Genomic DNA, 420 nt, shown 5'->3' with positions numbered 1-420 from the left:
GGCCTCGGCCTCGCCATCACCATGGTATCGGCCGGCGTCGTTGCCGCTCTCGGTATTCGGCACGTCGAACGCCATTGGAGCGGCTTCAGCCGCTTCGCACATCGCGCGCCCTACGTCTCGGCAGCCTTGATCGCCCTGGTCGGGCTCTACACCGGCTGGATCGGGCTGCATGAGTTCGCGTCGTGATGTCCGCGGCCTCGGTATCGGCCCCGGACTGAGGTCTTTTCAGTTTTGGAACCAATTGCTTGCAGCCGTTTTTTTAACAAAAGATCGGAACGGATTCCCAGCTCGCGACTCATTCCATCGCAACTCAGATGGGGTAACGAGCTCGTGCCGCGTTTCAACTATTTCGCCCGAGAAGCCGCAGCCACGCTCCTGAGGATGGCAAAGACGACAACAGATCCGGCCGTGGCGTCCGGC

1 pseudogene is annotated in these 420 nt (G+C 61.2%); it reads left to right on the top strand.

The window, feature by feature from the left end:
- Positions 1–186, top strand: a pseudogene (locus HCN83_RS18035) (nickel/cobalt efflux protein RcnA); the annotation flags it as partial.
- Positions 187–420: the final 234 nt, after the last annotated feature.

It is taken from the genome of Alkalicoccus luteus (assembly GCF_012034335.1).
GTDB lineage: Bacteria > Bacillota > Bacilli > Bacillales > Salisediminibacteriaceae > Alkalicoccus > Alkalicoccus luteus_A.
The sequence above is the reverse complement of the archived record's forward strand: the minus strand, read 5'-3'. Positions and strand labels throughout refer to the sequence as shown.